Consider the following 17,348-nt stretch of genomic DNA (forward strand, 5'->3'; position numbering starts at 1 on the left):
GAGAATAGGCAGCCCCCCGTTCGAATAATCTGTCTTTCCAATGGCTCCAACCATCGGGATTCCAAAACTGCGCAGCCAGACTGCGGAATATTCCTCGCCGCTGTGGCAGCCCCAACTGCGGGAATAGGCATCCGGGGAAAAAATATCGCGGTGGATTTTTTTCAAATCATTCTCGTGAAGCAGGCCGTAGTCGGGCCCCGCGCCATCCAAAAGATTGCTGTAATCGAACATAAAGCAGCGCATGTTGGAGTGTCCAAAATATTCGAAGCGGGATATTTTGACCTCCCGGCGGTTCTGGCCTTCGTTGAGATAACGAATCAGGCTCTCTTTGCTGTCAAACCAAAGCAAACGGGCGTGAATGCTGTCAGCCTTGGACTGGATGGCGGCGAGGAGATCGGTTTGCTCCTCCTTGCCCCGCTGCAGATAGCTTGGGCGGTAAACCAGCCAGGTGAACTGGTCGCCGGGCTTGATTTCGGATTTGATCTGGGGATAACGGGCCACAGCGGCATCGATAAAATTCCCCCAGTATTTGTCATGGCTGGCTTTTTTGGAGTGCTCAAAATAGCGCAAAGCCGAACCACCGCTGACGATGATTTGCTCCGCCGCGCACACCCTGTGCAGAGGCAGCAAGCCCAACAGAACAACATAGAACAGCCGGAACGGTACGCGCATAAAGTTCTAACTATACGCGAACTTGGAGTTTTTTGAAGCAAAAACTATTTTTCGAGCACGCCTGAAACCGAGAGGCTCTTCAAGGGCCATGTGGAGCCATCAATATATTGGACGGTGACTTTTTCTCCGACCTTCAAGTTACCCTTGCTTTCAGGGCTTACCGCAAACATTTTAACCTGATGTGCGCTGCTTTCGACCGTGATCGAATCCCGGTCCGTTTCAATTGCAGTAATCGTGCCGGAAAAGGTTATGCCCGACACTTCACCAACATCAGCCCGAACCCATGCTGGGATCAAGGTAACCGCGAAAAGAAAGAAAAGAACGCGCTTTTTCATTGCATGCAAGTCTCACGAAAAAGGTTACAGACGTATGGCAAATCGCGGACAATCCTGTGATTTTGAAGATCAGGCCCCAACCGATACCGCAACTCCAGGCCGCGCATAACGGTCCGACTGCTTGTCGGCATGATAGGAGCTTCGCACCAGAGGCCCGCTCTCGCACACGCCAAATCCCAGCTCCAGCGCCCGTTCCTTCCAGGAAGCAAACTCCTCCGGCGGCACCCAGCGGTCCACAGGCAGATGATTTGCAGACGGCCGCAAATACTGGCCCAAGGTCAAAATGTCCACCCGGATGGCCGCCAGGTCGCGCAAGACCCGATCCAGCTCATCTTCCCGTTCGCCAATGCCGAGCATGATGCTGCACTTCGTGACAAAACCCTTCTCCTTCGCGCGGCTCAACATCTCCAATGAGCGCTCGTATTTGGCCTGCGGCCGCACAAGTTTGTGCAGGCGCGGTACGGTCTCCACGTTGTGGTTCAAGATGTCAGGCCTGGCGTTCAAGACCCGGTACAAATCCTCCCAATGCCCCTTGAAGTCCGGAATCAACACTTCAATGCCGGTATTCGGGTTCACATGCCGCACCGCGCGGATGGTGCGCGCCCAGATTTCAGAGCCGCCGTCGGGCAGTTCGTCACGCGCCACCGACGTGATGACCACATGCCGCAAATTCATGATCCGCACCGCATCCGCCACCCGGGCGGGCTCTCCCCAGTCGAGTTCCACCGGTTTGCCAGTGTCAATGGCGCAGAAACCGCACGAACGCGTACAGACGCCGCCCAAAATCATGACCGTGGCCGTGCCCCGGCTCCAACATTCGCCCAGATTCGGGCAGTGCGCGCTTTCGCAAACCGTGTGCAGCTTGTGGGTATGCACCAGTTCCTTGACCTTGGTGTATTCCTCGCCGCCCGGAATCCTGGCCTTCAGCCAGGGAGGTTTGCGTTCTGTTTGAATGACGGACATTAAAATCCTTCGTTAAATATGAATCGCCTCGCCCTTGGAAGCCAGACTCGCCTCGGCAATCATTTCAGTCAACGTGGGGTGCGCATGGATGGTCGCAAGGATCTCATCCACAGTCGCCTCCAACGTGATGGCGATTCCCAACTCGCCGATCAATTCCGTCGCTTCGCTGCCGACAATGTGCGCCCCGAGTACTTCGCCATGCGGTTGGCCGATGATAAGCTTCACAAAACCTTCCGGCTCGCCCGCCGCCACTGCGCGTCCGCTCGCGCGATACGGGAATTTTCCAACCTTGAATTTCAATCCCTTTTCCCTGGCCTTTGCCTCGGTCAGACCGATGGACGCGACCTGCGGCTGGCAATAGGTGCAGCCCGGGAACACCTCGACCTTGTGCGGCTTCTTGCCTTTCACAAAAATCCCCTCCACCGCCTCAATCGCCTCATGCGACGCCACATGCGCCAGCCAGGGCGGGCCGATGATGTCGCCCGCGGCGTAAATGCCGGGAACGTTCGTCTGATATTTTTCATCCGTCTTGACCCAGCCTTTCGGGTCCAGATCAAGCTTCAATCCCTCGCCCTGGACGCCTTCGAGATTCGGCTGAAGGCCGATGGCGACCAGCAAGGCCTCGGCTTCCACCACCTTGGAGTTTTTTCCGGCAAGCGCGACCTTGACGCCTTTTGCGCCCACTTCGACCTTATCGACTTTTGTGTCGGCCAGCACTTCAATACCGCTCTTTGTGAAACTGCGCGCCACGAGCTCAGCCACTTCATGGTCTTCGATCGGCAGAATCTGCGGCAGCATTTCGACCAGCGTGACCTTCGTGCCGAATGAATTGAAAAAGTAGGCGAATTCGACCCCGATGGCGCCCGCGCCTATGATGACAATGGATTTTGGCTGCTTTTCCAATGCCAGGGCCTCGCGGCTGGTCAATACCGTTTTGCCATCCACTTTCACGCCGGGCATATGGCGCGCGAGCGCTCCCGTGCAGAGCAGGATGTTTTTTCCGGAAAGCGTCTGGGTCTTGCCATCGGCGGACGTCACCAGCACTTTTTTGTCCTTCTGGATTTTGGCCTTGCCGGCCACGGAATCCACCTTCTTGTTCCGGAACAAAAATTCGATGCCTTTGGCCATGGTATCGGCCACGCCGCGACTGCGCTGGACGACCTTCGCAAAGTCGAAGCTGACTTCCTTGGCGCTGAGCCCGAAATCCTCGGCCCGTTTGAAGGTGTGGTACAGCTCGGCGCTTTTCAGCAGGGCTTTGGTGGGAATGCAACCCCAGTTCAAACAGGTACCGCCCGCGCGTTCCTGTTCCACGCAAACCACTTTTTTGCCCAGTTGGGCGGCGCGAATGGCCCCCACGTAACCCGCTGGGCCACCGCCTATTACAATCAAGTCATATTCCATAAATCAAATTCCTCATCTGCTGGAGTTCATCCTCGATTAGCCCGCATACAGCCCTTAAAGATGCCACAAACCATTTTAGGCACAAGCAGGGAATCCAAGTCACCCGAGCCTGGATTGCCGCGTCGTCGTGAAGTCGCAAACCTTTAAAAAAGTGTTTTGAGCTGAGATGAATGGAGTTGTTCAGAGAAGCACCAAAGGTGCTTCCCATACCAGCCTGGGGCAACGCGCCAGGAATACAAATGGTATAAAATTTCAAGCACTGAAGGCGAGCTCAAACTTATGTCGAGCTCTGGATCGCTCCTTCAGGCTCGATAAATTTTATTATGCATCCATACTCAGGGCTTCACCCTGGGCTGGTATAGATCGGGCCTTCGGCCTACACAAGACGCCCGCGCTACAAGTATTCCATGTCCCGAATGGTCCAGAAATCCGAGGCCAGAGCCTGGCGTCCGCCGCCGCCAAACGCGTATTCGTACGGCATGGTAAAATAACCGAGCAACCCCCAATCCGCCCCCCAGGAATTGCGCACGATAAACCTTTGCTCGGAGTCATTGTACCCAACCGCGAACACCGCATGGCCGCCGACCGGCCTTTCTGCGCGCGACGGATAATTTACAATTCCGGTTTTGGCCACTTCCCGGGATTCAAAAGCCGTATAGACGCTGAAGCCGAAGACAACCGGGTAGCCCTCGGCCAGGCAAGCCCGTGCATCATCCAACTCGCGGACGGAATGGTAGGATAAAATCTGGCGCTGTTCGGCTTCAACATAGCATTTGGCGGGTGGTTTGACGGTGAATTTTTTGATGTCATACGGCCAGTGCGTCTCGGTACAAATCCCCTGTTTGTTCAGGGTTTTGATGCCGTCGCGCAGATAGCCGCCACTGTCTTGTTGGGTCGTGTGGGTCAGCACACGCTCATTATAGTAAAGGAAAAGGCGGCTGAGATCGCTGAAGTATCCCCCGCGCTTGAGTTCCAGAAACTCCAGCGCTCCAACCAATGCGTTGGCGGTGCAACTGCCCAATTCCCCCTGGTTTTCCACCGTTGAACATTTTTCACGCAAATCAACAACGGGCGGCAGCGCGGGCCGTACAGGCCTGATGGCCGAATAAAGAAGATCGCGGTGATCCGGCAAATCCGCATGCCAGCCGTACCAGGCAATCGGATTTCCCGACATGCGCAACGGCGGGAAAGGTTTTGTAACAGCGGCCTTTTTTCTTTTTTGAATACTCTTCTTTGCGGCAGTTGTCCTGTGTTTTTTAGCACTCATGATTTGTTGGCAGCCTTCATTTGTAATCAACTAAAGCTTGATTCTTTGTTGATGAGGCTCAAGCCAAATGAGAAGCCTTGTGGCGGGTTATTAACAGATTTTTGCAAACAACCCAGTTGTGTACAACAATTTAAGGCAAACGATTCACTTAAGGATTATAATAAATTGTTAAATGGCATGGCAAGGGGCACATGCGAAATTGTCGTCATCTCTTTTATAGCCCTTACTTTTAGCATTCTACTAAACGCCATTGTGCTAATTCTTCATATGAAAAGGGAAGCAAGTCACAACGATGTCACGGCAAACAATAATGGTTTTAAAGAGCGGATGAGAGTGAATGACTGCGCATACGCGCGTTATTCTGAGTCAATATTTTGGATGCGCAGACATGTCACCCGTAGTTAAAAGCGGCGTCATGCCGCCGCACTCCAAATTCGCCATGTGGTGATGACGCGAGCGCGGTTCGCATTACAACCCTTGCGCCTTGGCGTTAAATCCTTACAGGAGGCCTAACATCAAACAGCCAACGGCAGCCGCACGCTGAAGATCGAGCCCTGGTTGGTGTGACTTTCCACATCCACCGTCCCGTTGTGGGCCGTGACAACAGCCTTCACCAGGCTGAGCCCGAGCCCAAGCCCGCGCTTGCTGCGGCTGCTGTCGCCCCGGTAGAGCCGGTCCCAGATCTTGGGCAAGTCATGCCCGGAAATGCCCGCACCCTGGTCCGTCACGCGTAAAAGGCCATGGCTCCCCTCCCGGGAAATCCGCATCGTAATGACGGATTCGGAAGGGCTGTATTTCAACGCATTGTCCACAAGATTGCCGATCACCTGTTCGAGTCGAACCGAGTCGGCCAAAACCGATACGGGTTCGCTTTCCTCGATCTGAAGCCGGATTTGTTTTTCCTCGGAGGTGAATTCGTAGAGTTCCATTACCCGGCGGCAGGCATCGGCGAGATTCACCGTCGTTTTGTTGAGCTTGAGGGCGCCGGCACCGGCTTCCATCACGTCCATGTTGGCTTCCAGCATTTTGAGGACGTAATCGGATTCTTCGAGGCAATCCGAAAGGCCTTCGCGCAGATCCTCGATGCTCCGGCCCCGATCCAGCGCCTGCTCGGCAGAATTGCGCAGCCGGGTCAGCGGGGTGCGCAAGTCATGCGCTGTGTTGTCCAGAGCCTCGCGCATGGCGCGGATCAATTTGGCATTTGTTTCCAGGAGCCGGTTGAACAGGGCGCTGAGATGGCCCAGCTCGGGATCGCTGGAGCGGACCGGCACCCGGGCCTCAAGATTGTTTTGCTCCAGCAATTTGTGAATCGTGCCGCTGAGGTCCCGCAGGGGGCGTGTGGTGTTATGGGTAATGAGGGCTCCACCCGCCAGCGCCAGCAGCACCAGCGGTGTGATCGTTATTAAAAAGATGGACTGCAGCTTGGCCAGGATGAGCAGCGACTCAGTCGAGTTTTTTCCAACCTGAAGGATGATCCCCTGCCCGATCTGCCGGGTCACAACGGTCCAGCGGCTGGTTTTATCCCCCGCCGTTGCGGAAAAATCCATCACTTCATGCGTGGTATCGAGACGCTGGATGACATCCGTGCCGGGCGCGGGCGAGCCGTCCGCCATGTTCCAGAATATGGTCTGGCCGGCCGGGGTGACGACGCGGATGAAGAATGCCTCCGGGGTCCGATTGCGCTGCTCATCGAAGCGGGCTTTAAGGGCCGGCAGTCCGCCCTCCGGGAGCCAGGCCCGGTATTCCTGGGTGCGTGTTTCCAGAATCGTGACCTCGTGGTCGCGGACAAACCCTGACAACAAAAAATACGTCATGGCATATATGCCCAGGATGGTGGCGATGAAAAACACCGAATACCACAAGGTCAGGCGCAGGCTCAGGCCCAATCCCAACCAGGGCTGTAAAACGGATTTAGACGGCATGCCTCAGTATCCTTGTTTCAGAGTGTAGCCCATGCCCCGCACGGTGTGGATCAATTTTAAGCCCGAATCGCGGTCGATCTTGTTTCGCAACCGGCATACCAACACGTCCACGACGTTGGTTTGCGGATCGAAATTATAATCATAGACGTGTTCCAGGATGGAGGTTTTGGTCACAATCCGGCCCACGTTGCGCATCAGATATTCAAGCAGGGCAAATTCCTTGGCCTGCAACGGAATGGGCTTGCCGCCGCGCGCGGCTTCCCGTTTCAACAAATCCAGATTCAGGTCCCCGACCGACAGCACCTGCGATTCGGACAACCCGTTCGAACGCCGGAGCAGGGCGTGAATCCGTGCCATCAGTTCGGTAAAGGAAAAGGGCTTGGTCATATAATCGTCCCCGCCGGCCTGTAGGCCGCGCACCCGGTCATCGACCGTATGCCGTGCGCTCAAGATCAACACGGGAGTGCGGGAACGGGCGGCCCGGAGCCGTTCCAGAAGGGTAATGCCATCCATGCCGGGAAGCATGAGGTCCAGAACGGCGGCGTCATGTTGTCCGGTCAGGGCAAGATGCAGCCCTTCAATTCCATCCTTGGCCAGGTCCACGGTGAACCCGTTTTCTTTCAAGCCCCGTGCAATAAAGGAACTGATTTTTTTGTCGTCTTCAACAACCAGTATTTTCATAAAGGGGTCTGTCAACTATTCTTGACAAGCTTTTGCCATTGCTGGTGCATTTTGTCTGTGGGGATTTGCCCCAGCGTCAGCCTTCTCACCTGCTGGCAGACGTTCCCCGCGCTTTTCATCCATAGCCGTTCGGCTATCCACTTCTGCGACACGGTGGTTTTTTCTTTCAATGCGGCCGCAATCACCGCTTTCTCAGGCCTGCTTCCAGACGTGGATTTGAGGTCGTTTTCTTTCAGGCCAAACGCCTTCAACCCGCTCTCGATAAGTCCTTCGGCCAAGGCGCTGCTTTGTTCCCGCGTTTGTGGACTGCTGCGGTAATTGCGATTGGACCGCTGTTTCTTCGGATCCAGGAGTTTGAGCAGCTTTTCACGAAATTGCTGCCCGCCCCAATACCAACCCCTCTGCAAGGTGCTATTTAGGGTCTGCCCATCCAATGTTTGTCCCTGCTCGGACAAGCCGATAGCTTCCAGGCGTTTCACGTAATCGTGTCTTCCGGAAGCGGAATCCTTGGTGTTGGCCAAACTAAAACCCAGTTCCGTTTCAAGCCAGTCGGGTCTGACTCCCGGCACACAGCCATAGCCTTGGGTAAGACTGCTCCAATAATATCCCAACAGGCCCTTGCCCGTTTGTGGATTCACCAATCCAGCCCTCAGGGGGTTGAGATGAACATAGTCGATGAGAAGAGCCAGATACGCAATGGCGCTTGTGCCGGCAGCGCGTTTTCTGCCTGCTTCAACCACAATGGCTTTGTAGCGTCCTCCAAACACATGGCCCCATAGGTGATGACGGCAATTCAGCCGACGGGTGTACGTGTTTTGGAACCATTTCATGCCCGCCACCAGGTTGGGTTCCGGTGTTTGCAGAACCATGTGGTAATGGTTGGACATCAAGACCCACGCATGTACGCGCCAGCCGGTCTTGTCACAGGCTTCACCCAAAGTGCGCAGGAAGAGTTCCCGGTCCTGTTTGTCTTCCACGATATCCTCACGGCGGTCTCCCCGGGCCATGACGTGGTAGAAAGCCCCGCCATATTCAATCCGCAGTTGCCGTGCCATCGGCCTATCCTGCCATCCGCTCAGCTCCTGTCAAGAATAGTTGACAGACCCCTTTTACTCAAAGCGTGCCGTCGTGGCAGTCGCTGCACTTGGAACCCGCATCCAGCTCGCCACCCGGATGCGCGAACTTTACGCCCTGCGAATCCAGCTTGTCCAATTCGGGCCCGCTGCCCTGGCCCATGATAATATGGCAGGCGGTGCAATCGCTGGCTTTGACCGTCGATTTACCGTCTGTGGCCTTGTGCTCGCCGTCGTGGCAGCGGAAGCAACCGTTCCATTCCTTGTGCCCAATGTTGTCAGGATGCACCCGCCAGTCCGCTTTCATCTCGGGGAAAAAATTCAACCGATAAATCTCCTGGGTCTGGCCAATAATGGCCCCCACGTCACTGCGATTGGGATAGGCCGAACGCAAAGCGGCGTCGATCTTTTTCAAAGCCTCCTCCTTGGTCGCATACGGCTGGACCAGGGCGGCCACCATTTTGGATTTGACCCAGGGAATCGCGGCATCCACATACCCCTCCGCCAGCGCATGGTCCACCGCATCGTTCGGGGTGCGGAATTTGTGCGAGGGCCGGTTGTGGCAATCCATGCAGTCCATCTGATGGATGGTGTACTTGGAGGGATCGTCCTTGAAATCCGGTGTGCGGTATTCGGTCACCACACCGTTGGAGTCGGTCATCCGGATCCATGGAATGATGCTGCGCAATTCGTCCTTGGCGATGTATTCAACCTTGCTGCCGGTGTTCATGTGCCAATGAATGCCGCCCGGCTGTCCTTGCAGCGGATTGCCACGGCCAACCCGCAACAGCAGTTTGACAGTGAAAGGGGTGTTCTTTTCATCCGTCAGGAAATGGCGGTTCACTTTTTCCAGATCGCCGGTGACCTTGTTGGGCCAGTGGCAGGTCTCACAGGTTTCCTGGGCAGGCCGTTGCTTGGCCGCCGTCAGCCGTATCGGACGGTCGAAGTCATTTAGAACGGTATGATACAACTGGCGCGTACCATTGACCTTGGTCCTGAAATAAGCCACGGCCCCGGGCCCCACATGGCAGGCCACGCAATCCACCCTCGCGTGCGGTGAATGCTGGGCGGTGATGAATTCCGGTTCCATGGGAACATGGCAGGCCTGGCCGCAAAATTGCACCGACTCGGTATAATGATAGGTCTGGTAGCTGCCCAGCGCTGTCATGAAAAGAAACAACACGGCAGCGGCCGCAAATGCGCCCAGGATTTTCCGGTCGCGCGGGCGGTTGAGGTCGATGGTAAGAGCCAGCGACGGCGCGGCGGCCCCGGCCAGGCGTAGCTGACGCAGTTGAAACCAATACCCGGCCGCAACCAGACCCAGGCCGAGGAAAAGAAATCCTGGGGCAACCACATAGGCCAGAATGCCCATGTAGGGGTTGCCGTGATGCGCGAGAAGATCAACGACAAAGAGCAGAATGAACGCAAAGCAACTGGCGACAGCCAGGATGGCGCCCGCAAGGCTCAGCCAGTTTTTAAACAGGCCCGGCAATGAGAACCGCCGCTGGGATGTTTCACTCATTTCGGTTCCAGTGTCGGAATAAGGAATGCAGCCCGATCTTCAGTCGGGCTGCATAAACAAAACGTCTTATTTCTTGAAGGTGCGGATATGGGCGATCACAGCCTTGATGTCGTCAGCGCTCAATTTGTCTTTGAACGCCTTCATCTTATCCTTGCCATCCTGGATCACCTTGGTGGCTGTGGCGTCGTCCAAGGCGGCCTGCACTCCGGCATCCTGGTAGTTTTTGAGCCCGAACTTTTTGCCCATGGGCGTGTTGCCGCTGCCGTCCTTGCCGTGGCAGGAGGCGCAGTTGGCGTCATACAGGGCTTTGCCGTCGGCTGCATGGACTGCGGCGGCGCTCAGGATCATGCATGCGGTAATCAACAGGATTTGGATTTTTGATTTCATAGTTTGGATGGGAGATGATGCTCGATTTTTTGAGGTTATGCAAACCCAATTGGATAAACCGGGGATGCTAAAATCTGACCTCGGTGCTGGCATAAACCATATGCCCGTTGTAATCATTCTGGCCGCCGTACGTATCGTCACTGTAGCAGTCATAGGCGTATTTCAGTGTGCAACGCACCATGTCGCTCAATTGCCGGCTGATGCTGGCGGAGAGCGTGTGTTCCTCGGAGTCAGTTCCATACGGCATGCCAACTGCGGCATTATTCTGGTAATCCTCGGCGCGGTAGTAGGTGTATTCGGCTTTGATGTCGGTTTTGTCATCCAAAGCCAGCCCGCTCGCAAAGTTCAGCGTCCAATAATTGTCCCTCGCATCCTGGATGATGTTAGGCGACACATTGTCGGTGGCGGGTGTGTGGATCTTGTTCAACACATAAGACCCGCCGCCCTGAATATACATCCGGCTGAACGGATTCCAGGTGATGGTCTCACTGAAAATGTGGTTGGTCTGCAGGGAGGCCAAACCATACTGGAAATTTGTGCCGACTCCGGAACCCCCATGCCACTGGGAATAAATGCTGGAATACTGGAAGTCATAACGGCTCACCAATGAAAGATTGCCCAGAGGGCGCCAGGTTGCCCGGACATTCAGATCATCCGTGTTGAATTTTAATTTCATCATCCGCTGGTTGTCGGCCGTCGTGTCCATGCGGTTGAAGATGTTTTTGGATTCCTCGATCTTATGATAGTACTGGGCCGCGAAATTCAGGTTCGACAACGCATACCAATTGGCCCCCACCGTGTATTTCTGCCTGAGAGCGGGTGTATTGACGTCGTAATTCAGAAAGCCGGTCGTGCTGTAGGCGGTATTGCTGTTGTCTGACCGGTTGTAATTTTCCTCCTCCCAGTCGCCTCGGGCGTAAAAAACCCAGTCATTGATGCCGCTATAACGCGCTTCCAGGCTTTCCGTCACGTTCAACAATTCCTCGCCACTGAGGAGGTGTACGCGATTGTTGGCCGGCTGCGGTGAAGCCGTGGTCCGGACATAATCCACCGAATTGTCCGTCTTGCTGTCCTCGATGCGCAGTTCGGGCGTGATGGTCAGCGAGTCCAGAGGCATCCACATGAGATTCAGGTTGGCCACATGCTGTTCCCCGGTCGCGCCGCCAGTAAGCCCGACGAAACCGTTCCCCTGCCCGATGGCGGCAGTGCCTAACGGATTAAAAATGGCATTGTAGCCCTGCCCGTAAATACGACTGCCTCCGATCGCCGTGTCCAATGTCGTATAGGAATAGCCGGTGCTGGCCCAGAATTTATCGCTGAAGCGCGTCACCGCTGATCCATGTCCGGTAAAAATGTCCGCCTTCAAATCGTCGTTCTGGGTCAGAAACGTGTTGTTGGCTTCGCCGGGATTGCGGCGCTCAAACAGGCCGTCTTTGTTGTTCGTGTGCTCGTAGCGCATGCCCAATCCCACCTCGGTATTGCCATAGGTTTTCCTGGCATCCCCGGTAAAAATATCGCGCTGCTCATCAATGTCGCGGAACGCGGGCACAATCAGGCGGGAAGTCGCCAGCCCGGTCATGGTCGTCGGGCCCCACAGTGTCGAGTCTTTCTGGCCGTCACGGTACTCGTGCTCATAGCGCAGGGTGATTTCCGGCAGGTTTTCAATCCTCAGCCCAAGTTCCACCCAGGCACTGCCGCGATCGAGCGCCAGTTGATTGTCATAAAGGTTGAAAAATCTGCCGTTGATCGGGAAAAAGCCGCCATGTCCGTCATACCATGTGCGGAACTGGGTGAAACCGGCCTGGATATAACCCCAATCCGGATCCGAATACTGCAGTTTCAGCTTATAGTCGTTGTTATCCACAATGGCCCGGCCATCCACACTGAACAGCCCCTTGGGTCCCACTGTTTGTTCAATGTGCAGGTCGTTGAGTCCGCCAAACACATCGCCGGCGCTATTGACGTTATGGTTATATTGGGCTCCATCTCCGTGGACAGCCTGCCCGCCAAACCCCACATCGATCCAATTGTTGTACGTGGGGGCCTCGGCCGGAGCTGCCTCCACGGGGGCCGCAGCCGTGCTGTCCGTCTTGGCGGCAGCCTCATCGGCGGCCTGCAATGAGTGACCAGTCCATATCAAACCGGCGCAAAGCAAAAGAGACTGGATGCTCGAACCGCATGTAAACCGAATGATGTTTTTCATAATGTGTGGCTTTCTCGTTTACTTTTTAATACCTAAAATGTGAGTTGACCTGGGAACCGTGCACCGCCTCATGGCAGCCGCTGGACCAACAAGTGCCCTGCAGCGCCCGTGCGTTATGGGTGCCACCCGTGCTGATGTTCAGCCCTCCCGGCGTGGTTTGCTGCTGGAAATGGCACTTCAGGCAAAGCGTGTGGTTCCGCGCGACCAGTTGCTTCGGATTGACCGAACCATGCGGATCGTGGCAGGTCACACAACCCTCGCGAACCGCCTCATGCTCGAATACAAACGGCCCCTTTTGCGCCGTATGGCACTGGAAACAGGTTTCGTTTTTGCCCATGGGACTCGTGCCGCCGCCCTTGATCGCCCGGCCGCTGTGCGGGTTGTGGCAGTCGGTACAACTGATCCTGCCTTCCAGAACCGGATGATGGCTCGGGAGATTGAATTTCGCCTTGGTCTCCAGATGGCACTGAAAACAGGTTTCAGGCGACTTGTGCGGATTGATGATGGTATGCGCCGCACCGCCGGAACTGACATGCTGGCTGCCGGGCCCGTGGCAGGATTCGCAACCCACGTTTTCGGCGTTTTTGCCCTTTGCCATCAAGCGGGCATGGTCGGCGGTCTTGAAATCCTTCGTGATAGGCTCGTGGCAATCCTCGCAGGCCTTGGAGCCGACGAAGGTTGCGCCCGGGATATTGGGGGGAATGACCAGTTCCTGGGAAGGCATGCCGCAGGAAGCCAGAATGACTATCAAACCAAAAGCGGCCCCCAGGATACCGATTGATTTTCCGGGGCTGTTGCGCAGTCGTTGGGCCAGGGTGCGGCATCGGGCCAGTAAAGTATGCCTGTTCATTGTTATTGCGTCCTTCCTTGTTTTCTTCCGGTGAGCATCCCGGACTTACCGGGCTGATTCCATCCTTGAGTAGCCTGACTCATACAATCCTTGGTTTTTCTAACAAACATATAAGCATGAAGTTTTGAAGTTGAGTTAGCCTTACCTTTAACTCCGCTAATGGAAGCACGGGGCAGTGCAGATAGAAATAAGAAAAATTACAATTACCATTTTATAAGGAATCTTACTAGCGCTGCATTATAAGTAATGATTGAGCTGGGTTTTAGCGCCATTTGTTGAGAATTGATCTCAACAACTAACCCGAATGTTCCAAACATTTCTGAAAACCCCCGCAAAGTGTCCAGCCGCCAAAGCAAGGCAGGAACAGGTGCCCAGCGACATCCGAGTTAAGACTGAGTCGCAGTCTTGAAACTCCGCCACTGCGTCTGCGGTATCAACGCAATCCCCATCAATGCCAACTGGCTTATGACAAAGCCAAGCAGCCACGGGAAAGCCTTCTCCATGAACCCATAAGAGTGCAAGCCCACCCCCAGCATGTTCACCCCAAACCATGAAAAACTCGTGATCACATTCCCAAAGAGCGCCATGACCACCAAGCCCCGCTGCCGGATATACCCACCCCAACGCGCATGCAAAATCAGCGCGCACCACAGCACAATCAGCAGCGCCCCGTTTTCCTTCGCGTCCCAGCCCCAGAACCGGCCCCAGGATTGGTCCGCCCAGATGCCGCCCAGAACCGTACCCACAAAGCTGAACAGCGTCGCAAAACAAATCACGCCATAAATCATCCGGGCCAGGGCTTGCGCCGACTGCTGGTTCAGCGAACGGGTGAACACACCGCGCACCACATAAAAGATAGCCAGCACCCCGGCAAAAAACATCGCGGAATAGCCCGTCGTGATCGCCACCACATGGGTCGCCAGCCAGATATTGGTATCGAGCACGGCCTGCATCATTTCAAGCGTGTCACCACTGCCGGCGAGATTGTGCGCGATGACCAGCGTGATGAAACCAATCACAGCAGCGCAGGCGGCGCCGATGCCGTCGCGGAAAATCCGCTCCAGAATAAGCCCAATAATGACAGTGCCCCAACCAATGAAAACCGCCGAGGAATACAGATTGGTGACCGGCGGACGTTCCTGCAGATACATGCGGCTGAACAAGCCGAACGTGTGCACCGCCAGCGCAAGCAGCAGCACATAAAAGGCCGAGCGGTTCAGACATTGAGTCCAGAAAATCCACGAAGCACACACCAAAAGAAACACCAGCACATACAGCCCCATGGCCTGGTAAAAAGGTTCCAGCCAGTTGAATGTAAACTCATACGCCGTGCGGCTTGTTGCCTGCGGCTCGTTCTTAGCCATCCAGCCGCCAAGATCCTGCACGTGCCGGTTGAACAACGCTGGATCGTTCTTTCGATAAGCGTCGCCAATCAGCGCATAGGCCTTCACGACGGGATTGACCCCGCCTGCGGAGGCCGCATTCAAGAGGCTCTGGCCCATCGACATCCAATCGCCGTGCAATCCCGTCCCTGCCTGTGCCGGTGGAATGGAAAGTATATACGCCATTTCAGCCAATGTCGTGTAGCGGTCGGAAAACTGCTGAAACATATCCAGCTTTCCCTTGTCAAATTTCCCGCCCTTTTCGTGCGCATGTGCGGCATCACGCCCTGCTTGAAAGATTTGCGCATAGGCATCGATTTCATTCGCAAAATCCTCCGCGTCATCCGGCTGCAGGCTGTTTTTAAGCCGCTGATAGAGCACCAGGGAATTGCGCAGGTTTAAAATGGCCGTCTGATAGGGCGAGCGCTGGACCGCCTCCATGTCCTCCGCCCGCGTTCCCTGCTCATCAATTTTCTTCAGGAACGGCGTGATCTCCACATAACTGAAATATTTCTTCTCGCCCTGCTCCCAGCCGAAGAGGCCGAATACATCCGGATTGTGGATGGCGAATACCGGATATTTGTCCGCCACCGGCGCGTTGAACAACATATCCGCCAGCCAGCGTGACGCCTCAAGCTGGCGCCCGTCTTCCAGGCGGAGGGTTTGACGGCCATGAATGATGACCAGCGAATTGCGCGCAACCGTATCGATAGGCTTGACCCGGCCGCCAACCAGCACCGGCAGCTTTCCGAACGACGCCATGTCAAAACCATCGGATCCTGTTTGGGGCGGGCGTGAATTCGAGGCCAGCCAGAGTGCGGCAAGCCCCAGGGCAATCCAGGGAATATAACGTTTCATGATGCGGGCTTTCTCCGGCGTAAAAATGACGTCAGATGGAAGGAAAACTGGACCAGCAGCCCCGCCGCCACGATAACGCAGGCGGCGTACGGCGCGATAATGCCGGGATTGTGCACCACCTCGAGAACCGTGGCCTTGTCGCTTTTGTCAAATCCCGACTGGTAATAGGTTTCGCCGCGATAACGCAACGGATGATTCATGTAAATCAGCACATTGCGGTTTTCCTTGTGATCAGGATCCGTCAGCGTGACACGACTGGCGAAATTCTTGGGAATTTCCGTTCCCGGATACCGCTCATGGGTGAATTTCTGCAGCGTCATGCTGTAATGCTTGTAGTAACGCACCGGGCGCAATTCCAGGCGCCACTGTTTGCCCGAGTAGAAAAATTCCTGCGGAGCTCCCAAACCGTCCGAAACCAGCCACGTGCCGAGCGAACCGGCTGTAATTTCATTTTCGGATGGAAGAGGTTCAATCTCAATGACGACGCTCACCGTGTCGTGCCCGTTCGGCGTGGTGTCCCGCCGAGCTTCCGTCACGACAACACGCGAGCCGACGCCTTGTGTGGCAGCCGCTTGGGCGTTGGCCCCTGCTTTGCTCAACATTCCGACTTGGGAGTTAGGATAAAACCGCCGAACCAGGATCCGAAACGGCAGGCCGCTGTGCTCAATGGTCCCGCCGCGCTGAAGCCGCGCTTGTGGTATCGCCGTGACCTGGTCCAGATCGCTGTCGCTTTCATCAATCACCGCCAGTTCCGTCAACCGCAGGTCTTCCGAGTAATTCTTTGTTTCGCCTATCTCCAACCGCATGTAACTGTCCACCGAAAATAGATCGGTAAGAAGTCCGCCCAGAAGCATGATGATCAAACCCGCGTGAATAAGCTGAATGCCGAATTTGCGCCAGGTCCATTGGAAGCGGCGGATGTGGGCGGTGATCAGGTTGGCCAGCAGCACGGCGCCAATCAGATGCCCGCCCGGGTAGATGGGGATTTTAAATCCATTCGAATTGGGCGGCCACCAGACAAACAGGCTCTGAAAGTACAGTTGCTGCACCTCGTGGATGCCCAGATGCACCTGCGCAATCGTGCCCGCAAAAACCAGCACAATCGCCGCCGCGAGGCAGGCAATGGTCAGTTTCAACGACGAAACGAAATCAAAGATAAGGCGCAACATGAAAGGCAGGGATGCGGTCAGGGACCGAATTCAACCGATTGGAGAAATTTTAAAAATCTGGCTTTTTCGCCCGCAACCAAATGATCGGGCCCGTTCAGCTTGAAAAACCAGGCGCTGCCTTCATGCCGCGTCCACGCCGCCAGAATGCGCGACTTGGCCCCCGGCATATCGACGGTCAAAATCTCGCCGCCCTTTGCCTTCACCGGGACGATCAACGATTTCAATTCCGGCTCTCCAACCGGCTCCAAACCGGCCTGCCCGCGCCAGCGGTTCACGTTTTCAAGATCGCCACCCGCTTCACCGGGAAGGGTCACAATCGAAATGTCGCCTGTTTCACCGTTCTGCCCGGCAACTGAAAAGCTCGCATAGCGCATGGAGGAAGCCGGGACCGACTTCCAGCCGTCCGGAACCTTCCACTTGATTTGCGGCTTTTGAGAATCGGCTGCGCCCGCACCGCTGGCCTGCGCCTGCGGAGGCATCGGAGCCGCAGGCGGCATTTCGGGGGACGGAGCGGTTTCGGGTGTTTGGGCAGCGGCGGCTTCTGGCGGAGCCTTGGAGACGCGATAGACTTGGATCTCTTCCTTGTGATTGCAGCCACACAGTAATGTCAAAACTGCGGCTGTGCCAAAAAATAAAAGGGCGCGGGAGGATTTCATTTCGAGA

General features: G+C 55.6%; 15 protein-coding genes. All 15 read right to left on the reverse strand.

The genetic code is table 11. The features are described from left to right. The coding region (locus PHD76_10020; GenBank protein MDD5262169.1) for a hypothetical protein at nt 1-672 on the reverse strand (672 nt) is incomplete at its 3' end. Between the two features lie 44 nt (nt 673-716). After that, complete coding sequence (locus PHD76_10025; protein ID MDD5262170.1) at nt 717-1,007, reverse strand: hypothetical protein; 291 nt, start codon at nt 1,005-1,007, stop codon at nt 717-719. 69 nt (nt 1,008-1,076) lie between these two features. Beyond that, nucleotides 1,077-1,970, reverse strand: coding sequence for a lipoyl synthase (gene lipA / locus PHD76_10030; protein ID MDD5262171.1), 894 nt, complete (start codon nt 1,968-1,970; stop codon nt 1,077-1,079). Nucleotides 1,971-1,982: 12 nt separating this feature from the next. Further along, nucleotides 1,983-3,371: a dihydrolipoyl dehydrogenase gene (gene lpdA / locus PHD76_10035; protein MDD5262172.1), complete on the reverse strand. Its 1,389-nt coding sequence runs from the start codon at nt 3,369-3,371 to the stop codon at nt 1,983-1,985. A 394-nt stretch (nt 3,372-3,765) separates the two neighbouring features. Next, the gene (locus PHD76_10040; GenBank protein ID MDD5262173.1) at nt 3,766-4,638 is read right to left on the reverse strand and encodes a C1 family peptidase; all 873 of its coding nucleotides are present in this window, start codon (nt 4,636-4,638) and stop codon (nt 3,766-3,768) included. Between the two features lie 515 nt (nt 4,639-5,153). After that, the gene (locus tag PHD76_10045; protein ID MDD5262174.1) at nt 5,154-6,560 is read right to left on the reverse strand and encodes a HAMP domain-containing sensor histidine kinase; all 1,407 of its coding nucleotides are present in this window, start codon (nt 6,558-6,560) and stop codon (nt 5,154-5,156) included. A gap of 3 nt (nt 6,561-6,563) precedes the next feature. Next, a complete protein-coding gene (locus PHD76_10050; protein MDD5262175.1) occupies nt 6,564-7,241 on the reverse strand; it encodes a response regulator transcription factor in 678 nt (225 codons plus the stop codon). Between the two features lie 11 nt (nt 7,242-7,252). Beyond that, nucleotides 7,253-8,296 carry a transposase gene (locus PHD76_10055; protein MDD5262176.1) on the reverse strand — a complete coding sequence of 348 codons (1,044 nt, stop codon included), beginning with the start codon at nt 8,294-8,296 and terminating at the stop codon, nt 7,253-7,255. Nucleotides 8,297-8,354: 58 nt separating this feature from the next. After that, nucleotides 8,355-9,836 (reverse strand): NapC/NirT family cytochrome c, encoded by a 1,482-nt coding sequence (locus PHD76_10060; protein MDD5262177.1) that lies wholly within the window; start codon nt 9,834-9,836, stop codon nt 8,355-8,357. A gap of 66 nt (nt 9,837-9,902) precedes the next feature. After that, nucleotides 9,903-10,223, reverse strand: coding sequence for a cytochrome c (locus PHD76_10065; protein ID MDD5262178.1), 321 nt, complete (start codon nt 10,221-10,223; stop codon nt 9,903-9,905). A gap of 67 nt (nt 10,224-10,290) precedes the next feature. Further along, a complete protein-coding gene (locus tag PHD76_10070) occupies nt 10,291-12,426 on the reverse strand; it encodes a hypothetical protein (protein ID MDD5262179.1) in 2,136 nt (711 codons plus the stop codon). 25 nt (nt 12,427-12,451) lie between these two features. Further along, complete coding sequence (locus tag PHD76_10075; protein ID MDD5262180.1) at nt 12,452-13,276, reverse strand: cytochrome c3 family protein; 825 nt, start codon at nt 13,274-13,276, stop codon at nt 12,452-12,454. Nucleotides 13,277-13,662: 386 nt separating this feature from the next. Continuing rightward, entirely contained in the window at nt 13,663-15,516 is a 1,854-nt protein-coding gene (ccsA, locus tag PHD76_10080; protein ID MDD5262181.1) for a cytochrome c biogenesis protein CcsA, read from the reverse strand. Then, entirely contained in the window at nt 15,513-16,652 is a 1,140-nt protein-coding gene (locus tag PHD76_10085; protein MDD5262182.1) for a cytochrome c biogenesis protein ResB, read from the reverse strand. The genes ccsA and PHD76_10085 overlap by 4 nt, the downstream gene beginning before the upstream one ends. A 50-nt stretch (nt 16,653-16,702) precedes the next feature. Continuing rightward, the gene (locus PHD76_10090; GenBank protein MDD5262183.1) at nt 16,703-17,341 is read right to left on the reverse strand and encodes a hypothetical protein; all 639 of its coding nucleotides are present in this window, start codon (nt 17,339-17,341) and stop codon (nt 16,703-16,705) included. Nucleotides 17,342-17,348 lie beyond the last annotated feature (7 nt).

It is taken from the genome of Candidatus Methylacidiphilales bacterium (assembly GCA_028713655.1).
GTDB lineage: Bacteria > Verrucomicrobiota > Verrucomicrobiia > Methylacidiphilales > JAAUTS01 > JAQTNW01.

Bases quoted from the DNA above. Each gene is read 5' to 3' on its own strand.
- PHD76_10025 (MDD5262170.1), bottom strand. From the start codon at position 1,007: ATGAAAAAGCGCGTTCTTTTCTTTCTTTTCGCGGTTACCTTGATCCCA.
- lipA (MDD5262171.1), bottom strand. From the start codon at position 1,970: ATGTCCGTCATTCAAACAGAACGCAAACCTCCCTGGCTGAAGGCCAGG.
- lpdA (MDD5262172.1), bottom strand. From the start codon at position 3,371: ATGGAATATGACTTGATTGTAATAGGCGGTGGCCCAGCGGGTTACGTG.
- PHD76_10040 (MDD5262173.1), bottom strand. From the start codon at position 4,638: ATGAGTGCTAAAAAACACAGGACAACTGCCGCAAAGAAGAGTATTCAA.
- PHD76_10045 (MDD5262174.1), bottom strand. From the start codon at position 6,560: ATGCCGTCTAAATCCGTTTTACAGCCCTGGTTGGGATTGGGCCTGAGC.
- PHD76_10050 (MDD5262175.1), bottom strand. From the start codon at position 7,241: ATGAAAATACTGGTTGTTGAAGACGACAAAAAAATCAGTTCCTTTATT.
- PHD76_10055 (MDD5262176.1), bottom strand. From the start codon at position 8,296: ATGGCACGGCAACTGCGGATTGAATATGGCGGGGCTTTCTACCACGTC.
- PHD76_10060 (MDD5262177.1), bottom strand. From the start codon at position 9,836: ATGAGTGAAACATCCCAGCGGCGGTTCTCATTGCCGGGCCTGTTTAAA.
- PHD76_10065 (MDD5262178.1), bottom strand. From the start codon at position 10,223: ATGAAATCAAAAATCCAAATCCTGTTGATTACCGCATGCATGATCCTG.
- PHD76_10070 (MDD5262179.1), bottom strand. From the start codon at position 12,426: ATGAAAAACATCATTCGGTTTACATGCGGTTCGAGCATCCAGTCTCTT.
- PHD76_10075 (MDD5262180.1), bottom strand. From the start codon at position 13,276: ATGAACAGGCATACTTTACTGGCCCGATGCCGCACCCTGGCCCAACGA.
- ccsA (MDD5262181.1), bottom strand. From the start codon at position 15,516: ATGAAACGTTATATTCCCTGGATTGCCCTGGGGCTTGCCGCACTCTGG.
- PHD76_10090 (MDD5262183.1), bottom strand. From the start codon at position 17,341: ATGAAATCCTCCCGCGCCCTTTTATTTTTTGGCACAGCCGCAGTTTTG.